General features: G+C 63.6%; 19 protein-coding genes. 15 read left to right on the top strand and 4 right to left on the bottom strand.

The window, feature by feature from the left end; genetic code table 11:
* The first annotated feature begins 34 nt into the window (after positions 1–34).
* Both ileS and AC0JZ4_RS01800 read left to right on the top strand, forming a co-directional pair.
* Positions 35–3,034, top strand: a complete 3,000-nt coding sequence (gene ileS, locus AC0JZ4_RS01805; protein ID WP_471887752.1) for an isoleucine--tRNA ligase — start codon at positions 35–37, stop codon at positions 3,032–3,034.
* 137 nt (positions 3,035–3,171) lie between these two features.
* A complete protein-coding gene (locus AC0JZ4_RS01800) occupies positions 3,172–3,804 on the top strand; it encodes a hypothetical protein (protein ID WP_471884755.1) in 633 nt (210 codons plus the stop codon).
* Between the two features lie 45 nt (positions 3,805–3,849).
* Here the strand turns inward: AC0JZ4_RS01800 and AC0JZ4_RS01795 are convergent, their stop codons facing one another.
* Positions 3,850–4,305 carry a nucleoside deaminase gene (locus AC0JZ4_RS01795; RefSeq protein ID WP_471884754.1) on the bottom strand — a complete coding sequence of 152 codons (456 nt, stop codon included), beginning with the start codon at positions 4,303–4,305 and terminating at the stop codon, positions 3,850–3,852.
* Positions 4,306–4,453: 148 nt separating this feature from the next.
* On the opposite strand from AC0JZ4_RS01795, the gene AC0JZ4_RS01790 reads away from it, so the two are divergent.
* The 3 genes from AC0JZ4_RS01790 to AC0JZ4_RS01780 are packed head-to-tail and all read left to right on the top strand — an operon-like array spanning position 4,454 to position 8,028.
* Positions 4,454–6,580, top strand: a complete 2,127-nt coding sequence (locus tag AC0JZ4_RS01790) for a pseudouridine synthase (protein WP_471884753.1) — start codon at positions 4,454–4,456, stop codon at positions 6,578–6,580.
* Positions 6,581–6,583: 3 nt separating this feature from the next.
* Positions 6,584–7,144, top strand: coding sequence for a 16S rRNA (guanine(966)-N(2))-methyltransferase RsmD (rsmD, locus tag AC0JZ4_RS01785; protein ID WP_471884752.1), 561 nt, complete (start codon positions 6,584–6,586; stop codon positions 7,142–7,144).
* A gap of 5 nt (positions 7,145–7,149) precedes the next feature.
* Positions 7,150–8,028: a patatin-like phospholipase family protein gene (locus AC0JZ4_RS01780; RefSeq protein WP_471884751.1), complete on the top strand. Its 879-nt coding sequence runs from the start codon at positions 7,150–7,152 to the stop codon at positions 8,026–8,028.
* Positions 8,029–8,032: 4 nt separating this feature from the next.
* On the opposite strand, the gene AC0JZ4_RS01775 is transcribed toward AC0JZ4_RS01780, so the two are convergent.
* Positions 8,033–9,850: a monovalent cation:proton antiporter-2 (CPA2) family protein gene (locus AC0JZ4_RS01775; RefSeq protein ID WP_471884750.1), complete on the bottom strand. Its 1,818-nt coding sequence runs from the start codon at positions 9,848–9,850 to the stop codon at positions 8,033–8,035.
* Positions 9,851–10,011: 161 nt separating this feature from the next.
* On the opposite strand from AC0JZ4_RS01775, the gene AC0JZ4_RS01770 reads away from it, so the two are divergent.
* The 8 genes from AC0JZ4_RS01770 (at position 10,012) to AC0JZ4_RS01735 (ending at position 16,465) form a co-directional block, all read left to right on the top strand.
* Positions 10,012–11,358: a TldD/PmbA family protein gene (locus tag AC0JZ4_RS01770; protein WP_471884749.1), complete on the top strand. Its 1,347-nt coding sequence runs from the start codon at positions 10,012–10,014 to the stop codon at positions 11,356–11,358.
* A 4-nt stretch (positions 11,359–11,362) separates the two neighbouring features.
* Complete coding sequence (locus AC0JZ4_RS01765; protein ID WP_471884748.1) at positions 11,363–12,163, top strand: 3'(2'),5'-bisphosphate nucleotidase CysQ; 801 nt, start codon at positions 11,363–11,365, stop codon at positions 12,161–12,163.
* 61 nt (positions 12,164–12,224) lie between these two features.
* Positions 12,225–12,467, top strand: a complete 243-nt coding sequence (locus tag AC0JZ4_RS01760; protein WP_471884747.1) for a DUF4170 domain-containing protein — start codon at positions 12,225–12,227, stop codon at positions 12,465–12,467.
* 157 nt (positions 12,468–12,624) lie between these two features.
* Positions 12,625–13,953, top strand: coding sequence for a lipid IV(A) 3-deoxy-D-manno-octulosonic acid transferase (gene waaA / locus AC0JZ4_RS01755; RefSeq protein ID WP_471884746.1), 1,329 nt, complete (start codon positions 12,625–12,627; stop codon positions 13,951–13,953).
* Entirely contained in the window at positions 13,950–14,684 is a 735-nt protein-coding gene (locus tag AC0JZ4_RS01750; protein ID WP_471884745.1) for an HAD family hydrolase, read from the top strand. Before waaA ends, AC0JZ4_RS01750 begins: the two co-directional genes overlap by 4 nt.
* Positions 14,685–14,688: 4 nt before the next feature.
* Complete coding sequence (gene lpxK, locus AC0JZ4_RS01745; RefSeq protein ID WP_471884744.1) at positions 14,689–15,735, top strand: tetraacyldisaccharide 4'-kinase; 1,047 nt, start codon at positions 14,689–14,691, stop codon at positions 15,733–15,735.
* 32 nt (positions 15,736–15,767) lie between these two features.
* Complete coding sequence (locus tag AC0JZ4_RS01740) at positions 15,768–16,205, top strand: putative toxin-antitoxin system toxin component, PIN family (protein ID WP_471884743.1); 438 nt, start codon at positions 15,768–15,770, stop codon at positions 16,203–16,205.
* Positions 16,202–16,465: a hypothetical protein gene (locus tag AC0JZ4_RS01735; RefSeq protein WP_471884742.1), complete on the top strand. Its 264-nt coding sequence runs from the start codon at positions 16,202–16,204 to the stop codon at positions 16,463–16,465. Before AC0JZ4_RS01740 ends, AC0JZ4_RS01735 begins: the two co-directional genes overlap by 4 nt.
* A gap of 11 nt (positions 16,466–16,476) precedes the next feature.
* Here the strand turns inward: AC0JZ4_RS01735 and AC0JZ4_RS01730 are convergent, their stop codons facing one another.
* Together AC0JZ4_RS01730 and mutL are read right to left on the bottom strand one after the other, a co-directional pair.
* On the bottom strand, positions 16,477–16,710 hold the full coding sequence (locus tag AC0JZ4_RS01730) for a DUF2093 domain-containing protein (RefSeq protein ID WP_471884741.1): 234 nt from the start codon (positions 16,708–16,710) through the stop codon (positions 16,477–16,479).
* 78 nt (positions 16,711–16,788) lie between these two features.
* On the bottom strand, positions 16,789–18,693 hold the full coding sequence (mutL, locus tag AC0JZ4_RS01725) for a DNA mismatch repair endonuclease MutL (protein WP_471884740.1): 1,905 nt from the start codon (positions 18,691–18,693) through the stop codon (positions 16,789–16,791).
* Positions 18,694–19,066: 373 nt separating this feature from the next.
* Here mutL and AC0JZ4_RS01720 point away from each other — a divergent pair, with 373 nt between their 5' ends.
* Together AC0JZ4_RS01720 and AC0JZ4_RS01715 are read left to right on the top strand one after the other, a co-directional pair.
* Positions 19,067–20,737 carry a response regulator gene (locus AC0JZ4_RS01720; RefSeq protein WP_471884739.1) on the top strand — a complete coding sequence of 557 codons (1,671 nt, stop codon included), beginning with the start codon at positions 19,067–19,069 and terminating at the stop codon, positions 20,735–20,737.
* 46 nt (positions 20,738–20,783) lie between these two features.
* The gene (locus AC0JZ4_RS01715) at positions 20,784–22,139 is read left to right on the top strand and encodes a putative bifunctional diguanylate cyclase/phosphodiesterase (RefSeq protein WP_471884738.1); all 1,356 of its coding nucleotides are present in this window, start codon (positions 20,784–20,786) and stop codon (positions 22,137–22,139) included.
* The last annotated feature ends 32 nt before the right edge of the window (positions 22,140–22,171 follow it).

The following is a 22,171-nucleotide window of genomic DNA, read 5'->3' as shown; positions in this document are numbered from 1 at the left end:
GCGCCAGAAACGATTGCCAGACATGACCGATACAGTGACCGAAACGGGCGCAAAGCTCGACTACTCGAAAACCCTCTATCTGCCCGAAACCGAATTTCCGATGCGCGCCGGCCTGCCGCAGAAGGAACCGGAAACCGTTGCCCGCTGGCGCGAGATGGATCTCTACAGACAACTGCGCGCTTCCGCCGCCGGCCGCGAAAAATTCGTGCTGCACGATGGCCCTCCTTATGCCAACGGCAACATCCATATCGGCCATGCGCTCAACAAGATCCTGAAAGACGTCATCACCCGCTCGTTCCAGATGCGCGGTTATGACTCGAACTACGTTCCGGGCTGGGATTGCCACGGCCTGCCGATCGAATGGAAGATCGAGGAAGAAAACTACCGCGCCAAGGGCAAGGCCAAGCCCGACCTGAAGCAGCCGGACGCGATGATCGAATTCCGCAAGGAATGCCGCGCCTATGCCGAAAAGTGGATCAAGATCCAGGCGGAAGAATTCAAGCGCCTCGGCATCGTCGGCGATTTCGACAACCCGTATCTGACGATGAATTTTCACGCCGAAAGCCGTATCGCCGGCGAACTGCTGAAGATCGCCATGAGCGGCCAGCTCTATCGCGGTTCGAAGCCGATCATGTGGTCGGTGGTCGAGCGCACCGCGCTGGCGGAAGCGGAAGTCGAATATCATGATTACGAGAGCGACATGATCTGGGTGAAGTTCCCGGTGGTTGCCGCGAAATACGACCGATACCCACTTCCGGAACAGACATTCAATTATGACGAGATCAGCGCAAGCGATCCCGCTCGACGCGAAGCTGATGACAAGCTTTTGCAGGAGCTTCTCGGTGCCTATGTGGTCATCTGGACCACCACCCCATGGACCATCCCCGGCAACCGCGCCATCGCGTTTTCGCCGCGCGTTGCCTATGGGCTTTACGAAGTCCTGACTGCCGAGAACGATTTTGGCCCGCGCCCGGGCGAAAGGCTGATCTTCGCCGATGGCCTGTCGGACGAATCCGCCGCCAAGGCCAAGCTCACCTTCAAGCGCCTGCGCAATGTGACCTCTTACGAGCTCGCTTCGATCACGGCCGCTCATCCCCTGAAGGATCTCGGCTACGATTTCATCGTCCCGCTTCTCTCCGGCGATCACGTTACCGATGACGCCGGTACCGGTTTCGTCCATACCGCGCCGTCCCACGGCCGCGAGGACTTTGATGCTTGGATGTCTTCCGCCAAGGAACTCGAAGCCCGTGGCATCGATCCGCGCATCCCGTTCCCGGTCGATGATAGCGGCACCTACACCGCCGACGCCCCCGGTTTCGAAGGCGCGCGCGTCATGGATGACAACGGCAAGAAGGGCGATGCCAACGACCGCGTCATCAAGGCGCTGATCGAACGCAACGCGCTGTTTGCCCGTGGCCGCCTGAAACACCAGTATCCGCATTCCTGGCGTTCCAAGAAGCCGATCATCTTCCGCAACACGCCGCAGTGGTTCGTCTATATGGACAAGGACCTGAAGGACGGCACGACGTTGCGCACCCGCGCGCTTTCCGCCATCGACGACACGCGTTTCGTCCCCGCCGGCGGCCAGAACCGCCTGCGCGCCATGATCGAACAGCGCCCCGACTGGGTGCTGTCGCGTCAGCGCGCCTGGGGCGTCCCGATCTGCGTGTTTGCCGATGAGGAAGGCAATGTCCTGCAGGACGAAGCCGTCAACGCGCGCATCCTCGAGGCCTTCGATGCCGAAGGCGCAGACGCATGGTTTGCTGCCGGTGCCAAGGACCGTTTCCTCGGCAATGGTCATGACCATGCCAAGTGGACGCAGGTCATGGATATCCTCGATGTCTGGTTCGACAGTGGCTCCACCCACACGTTCACGCTGGAAGACCGCCCGGACCTGAAATGGCCGGCCGACGTCTATCTCGAAGGCTCCGACCAGCATCGCGGCTGGTTCCATTCCTCGCTGCTGGAATCGGCTGCCACCCGCGGCCGCGCGCCTTACGATACGGTCGTCACCCATGGTTTCACCATGGATGAAAAGGGCCAGAAGATGTCGAAGTCGCTCGGCAACGTCGTGTCCCCGCAGGACGTGATGAAGGATGCCGGCGCCGATATCCTGCGTCTGTGGGTCATGACCACGGACTATTGGGAAGACCAGCGCCTCGGCAAGACGATCATCCAGACCAATGTCGATGCCTACCGCAAGCTGCGCAACACCATCCGCTGGATGCTCGGCACGCTGGCGCATGACGATGGCGAAGAGATCGCTTACGCCGAACTGCCGGAACTCGAAAAGCTGATGCTGCACCGCCTGTCCGAACTGGATAAGGTCGTGCGCGAAGGTTACGACGCGTTCGAATTCAAGAAGATCGCTCGCGCCCTGATCGATTTCTCCAATATCGAACTGTCGGCCTTCTATTTCGACATCCGCAAGGACGCGCTCTATTGCGACGCGCCGTCGTCGCTGCGCCGTCGTGCGGCCTTGGCGGTCATCCGCAAGATCTTCGAATGCACGGTCACATGGCTCGCGCCGATGCTGCCGTTTACGACAGAGGAAGCGTGGCTGTCGCTGAAGCCGGATGCGGTTTCCGTTCATCTGGAACAGTTCCCGCAGGTTCCTGCCGAGTGGAAGAACGAAGCGGTTGCCGAAAAATGGGCGAAGATCCGCAAGGTCCGTTCGGTTGTGACAGGCGCTCTCGAAATCGAGCGTAAGGACAAGCGCATCGGCTCGTCGCTGGAAGCGGCCCCGGTCGTTTACGTTGCGGATGCCGAACTCCTGAAAGCGCTGGAAGGCCTCGAATTCGAGGAAATCTGCATCACCTCGGCCATCACGATCACGTCAGGCGAAGGCCCGGAAAGCGCCTTCCGTCTGGCCGAAGTGGCCGGTGTCGCCGTCGAGCCGAAGCTGGCGGAAGGCGTAAAATGCGCCCGTTCGTGGCGGGTGACGACCGATGTCGGCTCCGATCCGGCCTATCCGGACGTCTCGGCGCGCGATGCCGAAGCGTTGCACGAGCTGGCCAAGCTCGGCAGGCTCTGACACGCATGAATGGTGCCGGATGATTGCGCTTGCGTCTATCATCCGGTATTCCTGCCTGAAATTGGCCGGATTTATCGGTCAGGTCGAGGGCGGTAGTCTCTGAAGGCGTCGAGGCGGGCGCTTGTGGTAGGGGTTTTATGGAAACGACAAAAGCGTTGCGTATGGCCATGACTGCGGCCGGTGTTCTGGCTGCGACCGTAGCCCTTTCCGGCTGCATGGGTCCAACCTACGGCACCGACAAGCCTGCGATGGCGCAGTTGGGTGACGACCTTGGCTCGGCTGTGGCGCTTGGTGGCGAACGCGACCGCGAAAGGGCCGGCATCCGTTATGCCCCGCGCCCCGCTCTCGTCGTTGCCGGCCAGGGCAGTGCCGGCAACCTTCCGGCCCCGCAGCAGTCGCTTGCCAACCGCGAAAACAATCCGAACTGGGTGGAATCGCCTGAAGAAACGCGTGAGCGTCTCCGTCAGGAAGCGACCGACAACCAGAACAACCCGCGCTATCGTTCGCCGCTTCTCGCCGGCAGTGGCCAGGGCGGCCAGATGACCGAGACGCAGAAGTGGGAAGCTTTCCGCCAGGCGCGCGCCAATGCGGAAAATCCGGGCATCACCGGCACCCGCCGCTCGCTGTCGGATCCGCCGGCGGAATACCGCTCGGCCGATGCCGCGATCCTGCAGGATCTCGGCGAGCCCGAGACCAAGAAGGCCGCTCGCCGCAAGAAGGAAGCGGAATCCGCCGGCAACAATTCCGCCTGGTGGAAGCCTTTCCAGTAAAAACCTGTGCCTGATGGCGGCCGCAGAATGCCGGCCGCCGATCCGCTATCTGTCGCGCCTTGATCGAAAGAATTCGGTCAGGATCTCCGCCGCCTCGGTCTCTGCGATGCCGGAATAGACCTCCGGCGCATGGTGGCATGTTGGCTGGGTATAGAACCTGACGCCGCTTTCCACGGCACCGCCCTTCGGGTCGTTCGCGCCGTAATAGAGCCGGCGAATGCGGGCAAACGATATCGCCGCCGCGCACATGGTGCACGGTTCCAGCGTCACATAGAGATCCGCGCCGGACAGTCGCTCCTCGCCGAGCTTTTCCGCTGCCTCGCGAATGACGGCGATTTCGGCATGGGCGGTCACGTCGTTTTCGGCCCGCGTACGGTTGCCCGAGCGCGCCACGATCTCGCCGTCGATCACCAGTACGGCACCGACGGGAACCTCGCCGCGGGCCGCCGCATTCCTGGCTTCTGCCAGGGCATCATCCATGAACCCGACCCTATTAGGCATTTGGGGCAATTTCCTCTTAACCCGGATCGCTTGAACTGGTAGGAAGCATCCAACACGAAGCGCGTTCTGCGGGCGCGCGTCTTTTCAGTCAACACGAACTCGGATGTCCGGACCCTTCCGTCGACATCATGCTTCAGGCAAACAACAAATGAATTCAAAAGACAAGCCGAAGCGCGGCGAAGCCAAGACCTTCGTTCGCGAAATCAAGCCGAAAGCGGAAGGCAAGCCCGCGTCCAAGTCGGCGGCAAAGCCCGGCGTAAAATCCGCCGCCAAGTCGTTTGGCAAAACCTCCGGCAAGCCGGCCGCGTCGGAAAAGCCGCGCGCAAGAGCTGATGGCCCTGTCAGAAAGCCTGTCCGCTCTGCCAAGCGCGAGGAATTCGTCGGTGAAGGTCAGTCGACCGTGACCGAGGGCAAGCCCGAGCGCATTTCCAAGCTTCTCGCCCGCGTCGGCGTTGCGTCGCGCCGCGATATCGAACGGATGATCCTCGAAGGCCGCGTCACGCTGAACGGCAAGCTGCTCGATACGCCGGTCGTCAATGTGACGCTGGAAGACAAGATCGAGGTCGATGGCACCCCGATCCGCGGCATCGAGCGCACCCGCCTGTGGCTCTACCACAAGCCCGGCGGTCTGGTGACGACCAATTCCGATCCGGAAGGCCGCCCGACCGTATTCGACAACCTGCCGGGCGAATTGCCGCGGGTTCTGTCCATCGGCCGTCTTGATATCAATACCGAGGGCCTGCTTCTTCTGACCAATGACGGTGGCCTGTCGCGCGTTCTCGAACTGCCGACCACCGGCTGGCTGCGTCGCTACCGCGTCCGCGCCCATGGCGAGGTCGATCAGGAAGCGCTCGACAAGCTCAAGGACGGCATCGCCGTCGACGGCGTTCTCTACGGCTCGATCGAAGCGACGCTCGACCGCAGCCAGGGCCGCAACGTCTGGATCACCATGGGTCTTCGCGAAGGCAAGAACCGCGAAATCAAGAACGTGCTCGGCGCGCTCGGTCTCGAGGTCAACCGCCTGATCCGCATCTCCTACGGCCCGTTCCAGCTCGGCGACCTGCCGGAAGGCCAGGTACTGGAAGTGCGCGGCCGCACGCTGCGCGACCAGCTCGGTCCGCGCCTGATCGATGAGGCGAAGGCCAATTTCGAGGCGCCTCTCTTCAACGAACGTCCTGCCGATGAAGAAGAAGATCGCCCGCAGCGCGCTGATAAAGCGGCGGGTAAGCCGGAACGTGGTTCCTGGGGAACCGAGCGCGGCAATGATCGTTCCGCTGACCGCGGCGGTGAAGACCGTCGCGAACGTGCGCTTGGCCGTCTCGACACCAAGCGCCCGGATGGCAGGCGTGACGACCGCAAGAGCTTCGACAAGCCGCGCGGCGGCAAGTTCGAAGGCCGCGGCGGTTCCGATCGTGACTTCTCCGAGGACAAGCCGAAGAAGCGCCCGCCGATGGGCACCAGCCGCACCGCCAATGTCTGGATGGCGCCGGGCGCACGCCCGACCGCAGACGGCAAGGGCAGCCGCTCTTCCGCCCGCGCCGAAGCCGAACAGCTGTTCAAGAAGCCGGTGCCTGAAAACGACCGCCGCGTCGTCATCAACCGCGCGGCCGACGCCGAGGGCGACTGGATCCGTGCAGACGGCCCCGATACGCCGGCCCGTGGCGGTTTCGGCGGACGCCGTGATGCCGGTGACCGGGGAGATCGTGGTGACCGCCGCGAACGCCCGTCCGGCGACCGCCCGCGTGGCGAAAAATCCTTCGGCGATCGCCCCTATGGCGACCGCAAGCCGCGCGAAGACGGTGGTTTCCGTGACCGTCCGCGCGGCGATGGCCCGCGTGGCGAACGCTCTTTCGGTGACAAGCCCCGTGGCGAGCGTTCGTTCGGCGACAAGCCGAGAGGCGAGCGCTCCTTTGGTGACCGCCCCTCGGGCGAGCGCTCTTTCGGTGATCGCAAGCCGCGTCGCGATGGTGACCGGCCGTTCTCGGATCGCCCCCGCGGCGACCGGCCGGCAAGAGACGAAAACCGTGGCGAACGCGCCTTCGGTGATCGCCCCGCGCGCGGCGATCGTCCGGCCGGCGGCAAGCCGTTCGGTGGCAAGCCCTCCGGCGCACGCTCCGGTTTCGGCGGCAAGCCCGCTGGCGGCAAGCCTGGTGGCGCCAAGGGATTTGGCGGCAAGCCTTCCGGCGGTGGCAAGCCCGGTGGTCGTCCCGCAGGTGGTGGTGGCCGCCCCGGCGGACGTCCGGCCGGCGGCAAGCCGCGCAACCCGCGGGGCTGATCGGTGCGCATCGTTGGTGGTGAATTCCGCGGCCGCGCCCTGGCCACGCCGAAGACGAACGACATCCGGCCGACCATCGACCGGACGCGTGAAAGCCTGTTCAACATCATCGGCCACGTCTATCCGGATGCGATAGACGGCGGCCGGGTGATCGACCTTTTTGCCGGCACCGGCGCGGTCGGGCTGGAAGCCCTGTCGCGCGGCTGCCGTCAGGCACTGTTCGTCGAGAACGGTGTCGAAGGCCGTGGCCTGTTGTGGGAAAATATCGATAGTCTCGGCCTGCACGGTCGCGCCCGCATCCTGCGCCGCGACGCGACGAGCCTCGGCACGATCGGCAATATCGAGCCGTTCAACTTTCTCTTCGCCGATCCGCCCTATGGCAAGAAGCTCGGCGAGGCAGGCGTGCTTTCGGCCCACAGGGGCGGTTGGCTGGTGCCGGGCGCGCTCGTCGTGATGGAAGAAAAGTCGGATGCCGAACTGATCGTCGATCCGGTGTTCAAACCGCTGGAAAGCCGCATGTTCGGTGATACCCGCATCGAATTCTACCGCTATCAACCGGGCTGAATGAGATGAACACGCGCCTTTCCCTGCCGGATCTGCAAACCGAGACGAAGGGAAATGGCCTGCGCTATGCCGTGGCATTCGGCGGCGGCGGCGCGCGCGGCGTTTCCCATATCAGCGTCATAGAGGCGCTCGATGAACTGGGCATCCGGCCGGTGGCGATCGCCGGCTCGTCGATCGGCGCCATCATGGGCGCCGGCATGGCGGCCGGCATGCGCGGCGTCGATATTCGCGATTACACGCTGCAGACGGTCGGCACCCGCAATTATCTGTTCAACCGTCTCTGGGCGCTCGGTCCGGCCTCGATGCGCGACAAGCTCGGCGGCTTTCGCTTCGGCCATTTCAATCTGGAGCCGATTCTCGAAGCCTTCCTTCCGCCGGAAATCCCGCAGGAATTCTGTGGCCTCAAGATCCCTCTGAAAATCTCCGCCACCGATTATTACGGCCAGGCGGAAGTCGTGCTGGAAACCGGCAACCTGCGCGAGGCGATCGCGGCCTCGGCGGCGATCCCTGGCCTGTTCATGCCCGTCTGGGTCAATGGCCGGGTGACGATCGATGGCGGTGTCCTGAACCCCATCCCCTACGAGCCGCTGCTCGAGATCGCCGATGTGGTGATCGCGGTGGATGTGGTCGGCGCGCCGGAAGGAGACGGCACGCACCCGCCCAACCGCATCGACAGCCTGTTCGGCGCAAGCCAGCTGACGATGCAGGCCAGCATCTCGCTGAAACTGAAGCTCAACCCGCCCCACATCTTCCTGCGCCCGCAGGTCAACCGTTTTCGTGTGCTCGATTTCCTCAAGGCGCGGGAGATTCTGGACGAGTCCGAGCACGTCAAGGACGAGCTGAAACGGGCGGTGGATGCGATCGAGGTGGCCGCTCAGGGCTGAGCGATCACCACTTGCCCACCGACAGTCCGCCATCGGCAGCCTCGCTGGTATTCTTGTCCACCGGCGGCCGTTTTGGCTTGAGCAGCGGCTCCGGCCTGACCGGGCGGTTGAACAGTTTGTCGCGTCCCGCAGTCAATCCCTCCACGGCCTGTATCTGTAGCCGCTCCTCGTCGCGCCGGCGAATGTCTTCGCGGATTGTTTGCGCCTCGGCCTCCGGCATGCCCAGCGCCTCGAGCGTGCGGCTGCCGAACACGAGGCCGGATTCCAGCGTCTCGCGCAGCTCGTATTCCACGCCCTTTTCGCGCAGCCACAGCGAGTGGATACGATCATAGGAGCGGGTGAACAGCCGCACATTGGGGAATTCCGACAGGATCAGCTCGACGATTCTGTCGGTCGTCGCCCGCTTCTGGGTGGCGATGACCACGATCTTTGCCCGCTCGATGCCGGATGAGACGAGCACGTCACGGCGCGTGCCATCGCCGAAATAGATGCGAAAGCCGAAATTCGCCGCCTGACGGATGCGGTCGGCGGAATCGTCGATCACCGTCACCTCGCGCCCTCCGGCAAGCAGGATCTGCGCCGCGATCTGGCCGAAGCGGGAAAAGCCGATCATCATCACGTCGGCACCGGCGCCCTCGAAATTCTCCTCCAGTTCCTCGCGTGCCTCATCACGCTGCAGCCGTCTGGCGATCGATGTCCCGAGCGGTGTCAGCGCCATGGAAAGCGTCACGATGGCGATCAGCAGCGAGGCCGTCGCGGATGACAGAAGCCCGGCGGCAGTGGCGGTGGTGAACAGCACGAAGGCGAACTCGCCGCCCTGCGGCAGGAGAAGCGCGATGCGGATTGCGTCGTTATGCGGCGAACCCCACAGCCGGCACAGCCCGTAGATGACCAGCGCCTTGACCGCCATGAAGACGATGACCGCCGGCACGATGAAAAGGATGTTGTCGATGATCACGCGCAGCTCGACAGACAGGCCGACGGCGACGAAGAACAGCGCCAGAAGCAGGCCGCGAAACGGCTCGATATCCGCTTCCAGCTCATGCCGGTAGGACGATTCGGCCAGCATCATGCCGGCCAGGAACGCGCCCATCGCCATCGAAAGCCCGACCGCCTGCATGGCCGCCGCAGCCCCCAGCACGACGAGAAGCGCGGCGGCGATCATCACCTCGCGGGCACCGGTGCGGGCAATCACCTGGAACATCGGGTTCAACAGATATTTGCCGGCAACGATCATCGCTCCGACGGCGGCGACCGCAACGGCGAAGTCGACAAGCGGTGTCGCCGCCTGTTCTTCCGTACCGGGCGCCAGAATGGTGATCAGTGCCAGAAGCGGCACGATGGCGAGATCCTGGAACAGCAGCACCGAGAACGACCGCTGGCCATGCCGGTTGTTCATCTCGCCCGCATCGTTGAGCAATTGCAGCGCAAAGGCGGTCGATGACAATGCCAGTCCGAAGCCGACGATCAGGCTGCCCTGCCAGGACGCCAGGCCCACCTCATAGGACAGGCTGGCCAGCACCAGCCCGGTGACCAGCACCTGCATCGGCCCCAGCCCGAACACGTCGCCGCGCATCTGCCACAGCCGCGACGGCTTCAGCTCCAGCCCGATGACGAAAAGCAGGAAGACGACGCCATATTCGGCCACATGCAGCACATCCTCCGCATCGGTGATCCGTTGCAGGATCGGGCCGATGACGATGCCGGCCGCAAGATAGCCGAGCACGGTGCCAAGCCCCAGTCTTCGGAAGATCGGTGCGGCGATCACCGCGCCGGCCAGAAGCAGCAGCAATTGGGTGAAGATCGGGCCGGGTGCGGTCATGCGGATATTCCAGTCTTTCCGGGCGAGGGTGGGCAGACGAGGGGCAGTCGGGGGCAGGCGGGATATCTTAAGAACAGGCGCTGATCTCAAGAAAAGGTGTAACGCTCTTGATGCGCCTCACCGCTCACAATAAATGGGAGAGCAACGAAAGGCATGCAAATATGAGCTCCGAAATCGATTCCGCCGCTTTGCTCTCCCGCGCTTCCGAACTGATCGATCTGGCCAAGGCCGCCGGCGCCGATGCCGCCGATGCGGTCGTCATGCGCTCGCGCTCGCGCTCGGTCTCCGTCCGGCTCGGCAAGGTGGAAGGCACGGAAGCCTCCGAAAGCGACGATTTCGCGTTGCGCGTCTTCGTCGGCCGCAAGGTCGCCAGCGTCTCGGCCAATCCGGGTTTCGATCTCAAGGTCCTGGCCGAACGCGCCGTCTCGATGGCCAGGGTTTCGCCGGATGACCCGTTCGCCTGCCTGGCCGACGAGGACCGTCTGGCGCGCTCCTACAAGGATCTCGACCTGTTCGACCCGACGGAGGTGTCGACCGAGGCCCTGCGCGAAGCAGCGCTTGCCGCAGAAGCGGCAGCACTCGATGTCGACGGCGTCACCAATTCCTCGGGCGCCGGTGCCTCCGCCGGCATGGGCGGCATGGTGCTCGTAACCTCGCATGGCTTTTCCGGCTCCTACATGGCCTCCCGTTTCGGCCGCTCGGTCAGCGCCATCGCCGGCGAAGGCACGAAGATGGAGCGCGATTACGATTTCGACAGCCGTCTTTATGCTGCCGATCTCGATGGCCCCGATCTGATCGGCCGCCGCGCCGGTGAGCGCGCCGTCGGCCGCATCAATCCGCGTCAGGTCAAGACGGCATCCAACGTCACCGTCGTCTTCGACCCGCGCATCGCCCGCGGCTTCGTCGGCACCATTGCCGGCGCCATCAACGGCGCGTCTGTTGCCAGAAAGACCAGCTTCCTGCGCGACAGGATGGGCCAGCAGGTCTTGAAGGCCGGCCTCAACATCACCGACGACCCGTTGATCGTGCGGGGTTCCTCCTCGCGTCCCTTCGACGGCGAGGGCGTGACCGGAGAGCGCATGGTGATGATCGAGGATGGTGTGTTGAAGCACTGGTTCCTCTCCACCTCGACCGGCCGCGAACTCGGCCTGCCCACCAACGGCCGCGGCGTGCGCGGCGGCAACCTCGTCTCGCCGGCCTCCACCAACCTGGCGCTCGAACCCGGCGATATCTCGCCGGAAGAGCTGATCGCCTCGGTTGGCACCGGCCTTTACGTCACGGAGCTTATCGGCCAGGGTGTCAACATGCTGACCGGCGAATATTCGCGCGGCGCTAGCGGCTTCTGGATCGAGAACGGCAAGCTTTCCTTCCCGGTCTCGGAAGTGACGATCGCCTCGAACCTCAAGGACATGTTCATGCGTGTCACGCCGGCAAACGACATCGACCGCAAATTCGGCACCGCCTCTGCGACCATCGCGATCGAGGGCATGACGCTGGCGGGGATCTGATCCCATGGCGACCGCAGAGACAGACTGGAGCAAGGATCTCGACCTCATTCTCGCCGCAGCGCGGGAAGCGGGCGAGATCGCCCACGGCTTCTTCCGCCAGTCGCCGGAAGTCTGGTGGAAGAACGAGGGCCGTTCGCCGGTCAGCGCCGCCGATTTTGCCGCCAATGACTGCCTGCAGTCGCAGCTTTTGAAGGCACGCCCCAATTACGGCTGGCTGTCGGAAGAAACGGATGACGATGCCGCCCGCCTGTCCTGCGACACGCTTTTTGTCGTCGACCCGATCGACGGCACGCGCGCCTTCATCAATGGCGATGCCGTCTGGTGTGTTTCGGTGGCCGTCGTCCATCGCGGGCGCCCGGTCGCCGGCGTGCTCGTGGCGCCGGCGCTCGGCGAGGAATTCACCGCCTTTGACGGCGGGCCGGCGGTCAAGAACGGTGCAGAACTCCGCCTTGCGCCGTCAGCCGATAGCGGCGATCTCGTGCTCGCCGCCGACGAACGGATCGTCCACAAGCTCCAGTCGGCTTTGCCGATCCTGCGTGTCGGGCATGTGCCGTCGCTCGCCTATCGCCTTGCCATGGCGGCCGACGGGCGGATCGACGGCACGATCGTCAGGAAGGACTCCCACGACTGGGATCTCGCCGCCGCGGACCTCATTCTGGAACGTGCCGGCGGCGCGCTGGTCGGGCTCGACGGCGCGCCCTTGACCTATAACCGCACGAGCGTCAGCCATGGCGTTCTGGTTGCCGGTACGCCGCATGCCAGAGAGCTGTTATTGCCCCATCTCGCAGCCCTTGCCGCGGGTTGACCTTTGCGGCGGAATGCCGCACAGGAAGGGCCTTAAGTCTTATGAACATATGGATGTTGAAATGACGGAACAGAGCGACAAGAAGCAGCTTTTGCACCTGGTCTTCGGCGGAGAGCTTTCCAGCCTTGCCGGTGTCCAGTTCAAGGACCTCTCGGCGCTCGATATCGTCGGCATCTATCCGGATTACGCCACCGCGCTGGTCGCCTGGCGCGCCAAGGCGCAGGCCACCGTCGACAATGCCGAGATGCGCTACTTCATCGTCCACATGCACCGCCTTCTCGACCCGGAAACCAAGGCCGCCTGAGGCCGGTTGCCATAAATATGATTATGTTTCATGTTGTGGCGGGCGCTGGCGAAAGCCCGCTTTTTTGACGCATTTGTGAAACATTGAAAGCGGCAATATATTTTGACTTCAACGGTGAGGTTTTGATGGTGTTTGGCGGCGACAGGGAGCACAGGCGATGAGCACCGGTCTCGCCCGCATGGCGCTTCTCGGCTATCGCATCGCCGGCGTCGCGCTTTATCCCGTCGCCGGACCCTATCTCGCCTACCGTGCCCTGAAGGGCAAGGAAGACCGCACCCGTCGCCTTGAACGGCTGGGTTACGCCAGCGCCCCGCGCCCGCGCGGCCCGCTGGTCTGGGTCCACTCGGCAAGCGTCGGCGAGACCCTGTCCATCCTGCCGTTGATCCGCGAATTGCGCCGCCGCGAAATCCATGTCGTGCTGACCACCGGCACCGTCACCTCCGCGGCGCTTGTCGCCGCAAGGCTCGGTGATGAGGTCATTCACCAATACGTGCCGCTCGACGTCAAGTTCGCCATCAAGCGCTTCATCCGCTACTGGAAGCCGGATGCCTGCATCACGGCGGAATCGGAAATCTGGCCGACCACGGTTTCCGAACTGGCCCGTCGCCACATTCCGCAGATCAGGGTCAACGCCCGCATCTCGGACCGCTCCTTCGATCGCTGGCGCAACCATGCCAACATCGCCGAAGCGCTGTTTGAAAAGATGGCGCTGGTTGTCGCTCAGTCCGATGTCGATGCCGAACGCTTCCGAGATCTCGGCGCCTGGCCGGTCATCGTCTCCGGCAACCTGAAAAGCGATACCGACCCGCCGCCCTGCGACGAAGCGCTGCTCGCCCGCTACAAGGCCGAGATCGGCGAGCGCAAAAGCTGGGCCGCCGTCTCCACCTTCGACGGAGAGGAGAAGGCGGCTGCCGCCGTCCATCGGGCCTTGAAGCCGAAGAACGGCCAGTTGACCATCATCGTCCCGCGCCATCCCGATCGCGCCGATGCGATCGAGGAGATGCTGAAGGTCGAGGGCCTCGTCGTCGCCCGCCGCTCACGCAACGATGTGCTGACGCCGGAAACCGATATCTTCCTAGGCGACTCGATCGGTGAAATGGGGCTTTACCTGCGCCTTACCGAGATCGCCTTCGTCGGCCGCTCGCTGACCGCCGAAGGTGGGCAGAACCCGCTCGAACCGGCGATGATCGGCTGCGCCGTTCTCTCCGGCCCCAATATCCAGAACTTCCGCGACAGCTATCAGCACCTCGTCCGCAAGGGCGGCGCGCGCACGGTCAAGGATGTGGAAATGCTGGCCAAGGCCGTGCATTACCTGCTGATCACCGATGCCGCGCGCCAGAAGATGATCGATAGCGGCCAGGAAGCGATGGAAGATCTGCGCGGTGCGTTGGCCAAGACGGTCAAGGCGCTCGAACCCTATCTCAACCCCCTGACCGTGACGGCGCGCCTGCAGCCGAAGGTCGCCATGGCGGGAAGCGGCGGGTGACGGGTGTATCGGCGCGTCCCGCCATCGCGGGCATTCTCTTCGACAAGGACGGCATGCTCCTTCGCTATGACGAGAGCTGGGGACCGGTCAATCGCGAGGCGGCCCGCATCGCCGCGGCCGGCAATGCCGATCTGGAACCGATCCTCTTGGCCGCAGGCGGCATGGATAGCGAAACCGGCAAGACCGTTGCCGACAGCCTGTTTGCCGCCGGCAATGCCGCCGAGATCGCGCAAGGTCTCGTCGACGCCGGCTCGCCGCTCGATGCGGCAGCGCTTGCCGTCGAACTTGATGCGCTTTTCGTCCGCGCCGCCGAATTCTCCGTGCCGGTCGCCGATCTGGCCGAAGTCTTTTCGCGGCTGAAGGCGAGGGGCCTGAAACTCGGCATTGCCTCGAGCGACAACGAAAAGGCGATCCGCCGCACCGTCGAACATTTCGGCCTGAGCGGGCATGTCGATTTCATCGCCGGTTACGACAGCGGTTTCGGCGCCAAGCCCGAGCCCGGCATGATGCTGGCCTTCTGCGACGCTGTCGGCCTTGCGCCGCAAACGGTCGCCATGGTCGGCGACAACAATCACGACATGCATATGGGCCGCGCCGCCGGTGCAGGCCTCACCATCGCCGTCATGACCGGCACCGGAACACGCGAAACCCTGTCGCGTCTGGCCGACCGCTGCCTTGCGGATATCACCCTGATCGAGGATATGCTGTTCTCTCCTGCAACGGGAAAGTAGCACCATGGTATCCGAAGCGCCGCCCTTCTGGTGGGAAAAGCCTGACTGGCGCGCCTATGCGCTGATGCCGGTCTCGGCCATCTACGGCCGGATCGCCGGCCGGCGCATGCGCAATGCCAAGCGTGCATCGGCGACCGTTCCCGTCATCTGCGTCGGCAATTTTACCGTCGGCGGCGCCGGAAAGACCCCGACCTCGATCACGCTCGCCCGTGCCGCCAAGGCTATGGGCCTGAAGCCAGGCTTCCTCAGCCGCGGCTATGGTGGCTCGCTCGATGTCACGACGCTGGTCGATCCCCATCACCACCGCGCCGATGCCGTCGGCGACGAGGCGCTGCTTCTGGCCGCCGAAACGATGACGGTCATCTCCCGCCGCCGCGTCGAAGGGGCGAGACGGCTTGCCGAAGAAGGCGCCGATCTGATCATCATGGATGACGGTTTCCAGAGCGCCCGGTTGACGCTCGATTTCGCGCTTGTCGTCATCGACAGCGTCCGCGGCATCGGCAACGGCCACCTCGTGCCGGGCGGCCCGGTGCGTGCGCCGATCGCCGAGCAGATGCGCCAGCTCTCCGCCATCCTCAAGGTCGGCAATGGCGAGGCGGCGGATGCACTGGTCAGGCAGGCCGCCCGCGCCGGCAAGCCGATCCATGTCGCGACACTGGAACCCCGGCGCGACAAGACGCTGGCCGGCACCAATGTGCTCGCCTATGCCGGCATAGCCGACCCGGAAAAATTCTATCGCACCGTCCGCGCCGTCGGCGGCCTTGTCGATACGACACGCTCCTTCCCGGATCATCACTATTTCAGCGAGGACGAGATCACCGGCCTTCTGGAAGATGCCGCCCGCGACGGCCTGACGCTGGTCACCACCGCCAAGGATGCGGCCCGCCTCGTCGGCCATTCCGGCCCGGCGCAGCGTCTGCTGGAGCGCTCGAAGATCGTCCATGTCGACATGGCCTTCGACGACCCGCAAGGCCCGGCGACCATCATCGACACCGCCATGCGCAATTTTCGCGAACGGCGACTGCGGGAAGGCGTGAGAGGAAAAGCTTGACGCGATATCTCATGTGATATCATTGTTATCGCATGATCGTTGTTGATGCGAATGTCGTGCTCTCGGCATTGCGTTCCTCACGGGGAGCGGCGCACCAACTCGTTCGCCGGATGCTGGCAGGCACGCTGAAATATGCGTTATCGCCTGCCATCGCGCTGGAATACGAGGACGTCCTGAAGCGGCCGGGTATGCTCGGTGATCAAGCGTGGCTGAGTGTCGACGAGATCGATGACGTGCTGGATGCCATCATCGCGAAGGCTACGGCCGTTTCGCCCTGGTTCCGCTTTCGTCCGTTTCTCACCGATCCGAAGGACGACATCTATATCGAATGTGCCCTTGCTACAGGCGCCACATGGATCGTCAGTAACGATCGCCATTTTCGCCACCCGGCCGTTGTAGCCTTCGGAATATCCGTTGTCGGCGCCGGGCAATTTCTTGCGGAACATCAAGACGGGAGAGAAACACGATGAGCACTTACCCTCTCAGGTTGGCCGATCATGTGATGGAAGAGGCAAGGCAGGCAGCGGCAGAGGATAATGTCTCTCTGAACCAGCTGCTATCCGCCTTCATCGCCGATGGCATAGGACACAGGCGGGCGATCATGGCCATGAAAGCACGAGCAGAAGCCGCCGATATCGATGCGGTGCTCGCCATTCTTGACCGGGTGCCTGCCCTAAAACCTGACGCGGGCGACGAGCTTGTCGAAACGCGCAAGCGTTCCAAGTCATGAAACCGTAAGCCTCAGCCGAGGTTGTTCGGCACGGTGCCGGCCCGTTTCTCGGCTTCGAGCGAGGTTGCGCAGTCGATATAGGCTTCCTGCCGCGCGACGCTCCAGTAGCGCAGTTCGTCGAGCGGGATGTGGGCGCCGGTTGCGGCGCAGACGACGTAGGAGCCGGCGGTGACGACCTGATAGTCACCGTCGAGATAGCGGATCTTGGCTTCGCGAAAGCCGCTTCCCTCAAACCGGTTCATCATTCGTCTCCTGCGAAAAAACATGGGCCTTCGTCTAACCCGATCCGTTGGTTCTTGCCAAGGGCTTTGCAAGAGGTGTCCTCAGCTGCGCCCGAACAGCCTCTCTATATCGGAAAGCTTGAGCTCGATATAGGTCGGTCGCCCGTGATTGCAGGTGCCCGATCCCGGTGTCGCCTCCATCTGCCGTAACAATGCGTTCATCTCGTCCGGCTTCAGCCGCCGTCCCGAGCGCACCGAGCCGTGGCAGGCCATGGTGGCTGCGATGTATTCGAGCTTGTTGCGCAACCCGCTTGCGGTGTTCCACTCGACGATCTCGTCGGCGAGATCGCGGATCAGTGCCGATGCGTCCACTTCGCCGAGCATTGCCGGCGTTTCGCGCACGGCAACCGCACCAGGGCCGAAGCGCTCGATCGCAAGCCCCAGCCGATCGAGTTCTTCTTGATGCACCATCAGCCGGTCGCAATCCTCTTCCGGCAGGTCGATGATTTCGGGGATCAGCAGCACCTGCGAGGCAAGCCGGTCGTTTTCCAGGGCCTTGCGCAGGCTCTCATAGACGAGCCGCTCATGCGCCGCATGCTGGTCGACGATGACGAGCCCGTTTTCCGTCTGCGCCACGATATAGTTTTCGTGCACCTGCGCGCGCGCCGCACCCAGACGGTGGCCGGTGGCCGCCGCATCGCCGGCGCGCTCAGTCTCGGAAATCACGTCCGCCCGCGCCGTCGGTGTCGCAAACGCATCGAACCCGGCCTGCATCGGCCTCGGGGCATAGGGGGCTGATGATGTCAGACCGAGTGGGCGTGACGGAGAGGAGGCGGCGCTCCACGGCGCCTGTGCCGAAGCTGCATGGGCATAGGCGGTCTGTGCGGGGCCGGCCGACGAATTCCCTGTCTGCGAACCCTCGGCGAACCCGGCTGCTCCGCCCGATTGCCCTTCGGATTGTTGCCATGGACCCGGCTGGAAGGCCCGCAACATGGCCGTTGCGCCGGTCGTCGAAGCCCGGTCGCCCTCGCGGTGCAGCGCCTGGCGGATGGCGCCGACGATCAGCCCGCGCACCAGCTGCGGATCGCGGAACCGCACATCCGCTTTCGCCGGGTGCACGTTGACGTCGACAAAGGCCGGGTCGAGATCGATCGACAGCACCGCGACCGGATAGCGACCGGCCGGCATCTGCTCGGCATAGGCGCCGCGGATCGCCGACAGGATCAGCTTGTCCTGTACCGGCCGGCCGTTGACGAAGGCGAACTGATGCGCCGAGTTGCCGCGGTGGAACGTCGGCACGCCGACAAAGCCCGAAAGCGACACATCCTCGCGCCCGGCATCGATCTCGATAGAGTTCTCCTTGAACTCGGCCCCCAGAACCTGCGCCATGCGGGCGAGGTGATCATTGCCGGTGGCGGGAAATTCCAGCGTCGAGCGATCCGAGCCGGACAGCACGAAGCGGATATGCGGGAAGGCGATCGCCATCCGCTTGATGATCTCGGTGATCGCCGCCGCTTCCGCCCGCTCCGTCTTCATGAATTTCAGCCGCGCCGGCGTGGCGAAGAACAGGTCGCGCACTTCGACCACCGTACCCGCATTGGCGGGCGCCGGCTTTACCGGCGTCGCATGGCCACCCTCGACCGAGACCTGGAAACCGGATGCATCGCCCGGCCTGCGGCTGGTGATCGACAGTCGCGCCACCGAACCGATCGACGGCAGCGCCTCGCCGCGAAAACCGAGCGTGCTGATATCGTCGAGCGTCGCGGAGATCTTCGAGGTGCAGTGACGGCGCACCGCCAGCTCCAGATCACCGGCATCCATGCCCGAACCGTTGTCGGTGACGCGCAGCAGGCTCTTGCCGCCGCCGGCAGTGGCGATCTCGATCCGCGTCGCACCGGCATCGATGGCGTTTTCGACCAGTTCCTTGATGGCGCTGGCCGGCCGTTCGATCACCTCGCCAGCGGCAATCTGGTTGATCAGGGTCTCGGGAAGAAGTTTTACGGGCATGGCCTATTTTCAAGGATTCGAGCGGGCGAGGAAAGAGCCAAATTCAAAACGCCACAGCTCAGGTGAAGTAAAAATGACTGAAACTCACAAATAGGCCGACGCGGTAGCGCGCTATTAATCTAGCTTTAATTTGCAGGCGTTAGTTTCACCCTGTTGATTTGGATGAAGCCAGGAGAGTTTTGCTCTCCGCGTACGATCGAAGTGGCGGCCGGCTGGGCACCGTCACATTCTGCCGATCGTCCGTTGAAGACTTGGAGCCAGCATGTTTCCCACGGACGATCTATGACTTGAAGGACGTTAGGCCGATCAATCCTGCAATCGGCTGACTAGGCGTGACCTTGCGGTTGCCTGATAGCATACGGAGTTTCATCCCATGAATGATTTGGACACGGCGGATCCGAACATTCAGACTGCCATTCTGGAGGCGTTCGCCGAGGGCATTTCCGCGGCCGTACTTCTGTACGACAAGAACGACATGCTCGTCTTCGCCAGCCCCCAGTTTGCGGGCCTCTTGCGCGTTTCGCCCGCTCTCCTGTCGGCCGGTACCCGCATGCGTGATCTGCTCACCGCCATGTATGACGGCGGCATCCGCCTTGCCTCCGAAACATTCGCCTATCGCAAGGGTTTGAGCCGCGAGCACTGGATTTCTGAACAGATCTCCGGCCTGTGGAAGGAGCGCACCGAAACGATCGAGCGTCCGGCCGACGGGCGCTGGATGCGCGTCGTCAAGCGCCGGCTTTCCTCCGGCTTCGGCATCTGTGTCGTCAAGGATGTGACGGACGAGAAGAAGCGCGAGGAACAGTGGCGCCTCGATACCGAGCGGGTCCAGATCACCGAGGAAGTGCTCGACAATCTTCCCTTTCCCATCAGCGTCAAGGACAAGAACGCCACTTTCGTCGCCATCAACAAGGCGAACTGCGATTTCCTTGATCTGCCGGCTGATGCCATCCTCGGCCATACGGGGTCGGATATCAATCCGCCGGCACTCGAACAGCGCCTCGTCGATATCAACCGCGAAGTGATGGAAACCGGCCTGCCGGTCAGGCTGCCGGAGCGCATCATCCGCCCCGACGGCTCCATCGTCACCGTCTACGTCCACAAATACCGTATCGGCAGACCCGGCCGATATTACCTCGTCACCCTCAAGCAGGATATCTCCGATGTCGCTGATGGTGACGGCGACGATCTGCGGCGCGACGATTTCGTCGAGATCGACCTGACGCGCAAGGCGGATGCATCCGACATGGCCATCGAACTGCCGCCTGGCAAGGTTCTGGTCGTCACCGCCGATCCGCAGGCCGAGGCAGGCGCCATGCGCATCCTTCGTCAGGGTGGCGTCGATGTCTCCTGCGTCTCCAGCGACGGTGAACTGATGCTGTTCCTCCAGCTCGCCACCGAGGCGGATATCCGCATCGACCTCATCGTCATCGACGCTGCGATGCCGGGCGAATGCCAGCAGGTCGCGGAAGCCCATGGCGTCATGGCGCTTGTCCTAGATCCGAAATCCTTCGATCACAATCTGGCGCGGCTCGTGCGCGACGGGTTGCAAGGCGCAGACGATGGTATCGCGCCGGCGATGGATGACGATTGGGTCCCATCTTTCCAGCCGAACGAACGCGAAATCGATATCCTTGTCGCCGAGGACAACGAGGTCAACCAGATCGTCTTCTCGCAGATCCTCGATAGCCTCGGCTATCGTTACATCCTCGCGGCCGACGGTGAAGAGGCCGTGCGTCTGTGGCGCGAGCGGGCCCCCCGCCTGGTCCTGATGGATGTCACCCTGCCGAAACTGACCGGTTTTGAGGCCTCCGCTGCCATCCGAGCACTGGAAGACGGCGTCACCCAGGTGCCGATCGTCGGTGTCCTGCCGCACGCTTTCGACCGCGACCGCGAGGCCTGCCATGCGGTCGGCATGGATGACGTGATCCTCAAGCCGATCAGCCCGGAAGCGCTCGACACGGTCATCCGCAGGTTCCTCGAACCGGTCGAGGGCGTATCCGTTCACAGTCGCAACCCAGACGCGGAAACGGCCAGATTTTCTTAATCTTTGTCCCGCATCCTTCGGGCAACTTCGAGACGCGGGACAATTCATGATATCACCGGGCAATCTCGTGCCTCAGGTTAGCCAGAACGAACTGCAGGCCATGGCCTACAGCGATCCGCTGACCGGACTGGGCAATCGCTACCGCCTGCGTGACAAGGTGCGGATGCTCGCGGCCGAGCGCGCCGACGATCCTGCTCCCTTCACCATCTGCATCGCCAATCTCGACGGCTTCAAGCCGATCAACGATCTTTTCGGCTCGCAGGCCGGTGACGAGATCCTTTGCCAGGTCGCCCACCGCCTGAAGGCCTGCATGCCGGATGGCGCCACCGTCACCCGCCACGACGGCGACGAATTCGCCTTCATCCTGCCGCTCGTCTTCGAGCGCAACGGGGCGGAGCGCATCGGCCAGATGATGAAGGATGTCCTGTCGGCCCCCTACGATCTCGGCGACCGCAATGTCCGCCTGTCCGCCTCGTTCGGCTTTGCCATCTATCCCTTTGCCGGCGAGGAATTCGAGGAACTGCTCAAAAGCGCCGAAACCGCCCTCTATCGCTCCAAGCGCCGCGGTCGTGCGCAGATCACCGTCTATTCCACCGAAATCGCCCAGGAAATGAAGCGCGCCACCCATATCGAGCAGGCGCTGCGCAATGCGATCATTTCCGATGCCGTCGATGTTCACTTCCAGCCGATTGTGCGCATCCGGGACGGGGCCGTGGTCGGCTTCGAGGCGCTGGCGCGCTGGCGCGATGCCGATCTCGGCTTCGTTTCGCCCGCCGTCTTCGTGCCGCTTGCCGAAGAGCGCGGCTTCATCGACGCGCTGTCCGATACGCTGCTGCGCAAGGCGGCCGAGGCGGCGCTTTCCTGGCCGCGCGAGCTGTTCCTGTCGTTCAATCTGTCATCCGCCCAGCTGATGGACCCCGGCACGGCGTCGAACATTCTCTCCACCCTGTCGCGCGTCGGCCTCGACCCCAACCGGCTGGAGCTGGAAATCACCGAAACGGCGGTGATGACCTCGGCCGACACCGCCCAGCGGATCATCACCGAGCTGCGCGAAAAGGGTGTGCGGATCTCGCTCGACGATTTCGGCACCGGCCAGTCGAGCCTCGGCCGACTGCGCGATTTCACCTTCGACAAGGTCAAGATCGACCGCGCCTTCATTTCCCGCATCACCTCGGATCGCGCCTCCGAACATATCGTCCGCGCCATCATCGCCATGTGCCAGGGGCTGGATCTCGACGTCGTCGCCGAAGGTATCGAGGAGCGCGACGATGTCGACATGCTGCGCCAGCTCGGCTGCGGCATGGGCCAGGGCTTCCACTATGGCCGCCCGGTCGATGGCAATGCGACGCTGCGCTACCTGCAGGAACACTATCACGACTTCATGATGATGGAGCGCATCTGAGGGCGCGACGGGCAGCTCGGAAACGAGACTTT

The organism is [Rhizobium] kunmingense (assembly GCF_977018605.1).
The sequence above is the reverse complement of the archived record's forward strand: the minus strand, read 5'-3'. Positions and strand labels throughout refer to the sequence as shown.

Excerpts from the sequence above, each read along its gene's own strand:
- AC0JZ4_RS01800 (WP_471884755.1), top strand. The coding sequence starts at position 3,172 with ATGGAAACGACAAAAGCGTTGCGTATGGCCATGACTGCGGCCGGTGTT.
- AC0JZ4_RS01795 (WP_471884754.1), bottom strand. The coding sequence starts at position 4,305 with ATGCCTAATAGGGTCGGGTTCATGGATGATGCCCTGGCAGAAGCCAGG.
- AC0JZ4_RS01790 (WP_471884753.1), top strand. The coding sequence starts at position 4,454 with ATGAATTCAAAAGACAAGCCGAAGCGCGGCGAAGCCAAGACCTTCGTT.
- AC0JZ4_RS01780 (WP_471884751.1), top strand. The coding sequence starts at position 7,150 with ATGAACACGCGCCTTTCCCTGCCGGATCTGCAAACCGAGACGAAGGGA.
- AC0JZ4_RS01775 (WP_471884750.1), bottom strand. The coding sequence starts at position 9,850 with ATGACCGCACCCGGCCCGATCTTCACCCAATTGCTGCTGCTTCTGGCC.
- AC0JZ4_RS01770 (WP_471884749.1), top strand. The coding sequence starts at position 10,012 with ATGAGCTCCGAAATCGATTCCGCCGCTTTGCTCTCCCGCGCTTCCGAA.
- AC0JZ4_RS01765 (WP_471884748.1), top strand. The coding sequence starts at position 11,363 with ATGGCGACCGCAGAGACAGACTGGAGCAAGGATCTCGACCTCATTCTC.
- AC0JZ4_RS01760 (WP_471884747.1), top strand. The coding sequence starts at position 12,225 with ATGACGGAACAGAGCGACAAGAAGCAGCTTTTGCACCTGGTCTTCGGC.
- waaA (WP_471884746.1), top strand. The coding sequence starts at position 12,625 with ATGAGCACCGGTCTCGCCCGCATGGCGCTTCTCGGCTATCGCATCGCC.
- lpxK (WP_471884744.1), top strand. The coding sequence starts at position 14,689 with ATGGTATCCGAAGCGCCGCCCTTCTGGTGGGAAAAGCCTGACTGGCGC.
- AC0JZ4_RS01740 (WP_471884743.1), top strand. The coding sequence starts at position 15,768 with ATGATCGTTGTTGATGCGAATGTCGTGCTCTCGGCATTGCGTTCCTCA.
- AC0JZ4_RS01735 (WP_471884742.1), top strand. The coding sequence starts at position 16,202 with ATGAGCACTTACCCTCTCAGGTTGGCCGATCATGTGATGGAAGAGGCA.
- AC0JZ4_RS01730 (WP_471884741.1), bottom strand. The coding sequence starts at position 16,710 with ATGATGAACCGGTTTGAGGGAAGCGGCTTTCGCGAAGCCAAGATCCGC.
- mutL (WP_471884740.1), bottom strand. The coding sequence starts at position 18,693 with ATGCCCGTAAAACTTCTTCCCGAGACCCTGATCAACCAGATTGCCGCT.
- AC0JZ4_RS01720 (WP_471884739.1), top strand. The coding sequence starts at position 19,067 with ATGAATGATTTGGACACGGCGGATCCGAACATTCAGACTGCCATTCTG.
- AC0JZ4_RS01715 (WP_471884738.1), top strand. The coding sequence starts at position 20,784 with ATGATATCACCGGGCAATCTCGTGCCTCAGGTTAGCCAGAACGAACTG.